Origin of the sequence: Corynebacterium sp. UMB0012, assembly GCF_030216265.1 — a bacterium.
Lineage (GTDB): Bacteria > Actinomycetota > Actinomycetes > Mycobacteriales > Mycobacteriaceae > Corynebacterium.
Genome location: NZ_JASOKQ010000100.1, coordinates 1 through 281 on the forward strand (window position 1 = coordinate 1; position 281 = coordinate 281).

General features: G+C 56.6%; 1 pseudogene. It reads left to right on the top strand.

Features of this window, described 5'->3' with window-relative positions:
- Window positions 1-81 precede the first annotated feature (81 nt).
- Window positions 82-281, top strand: a pseudogene (locus QP324_RS12355) (IS30 family transposase); the annotation flags it as partial.

Here is a 281-nt window from a genome sequence, read left to right on the forward strand (position 1 = left end):
TTGCCGCGCAAGCGCCGCAGGACTACTAGCTCGGATGACAGTGAGGAAATAGCTCGCCTGTGGCTGGAAGGTGTGGCTCCAATGGATATTGCGCGCCAGCTTTCTATAGGCTCTTCTCCGGTGTACCGCATCGGTATTGAGCTTGGTTTGTGGAAGCGCAATCCGCATGGCCGAAAAGCTGCGGCCACAACTGGCCGGTGTAGCTATCTGCAACTGCGTGCGAATGCTTTAGGGCGCAAAGATGCCGCTTTAGCCTGTGGCATTCATCCGCGTAATGCTGC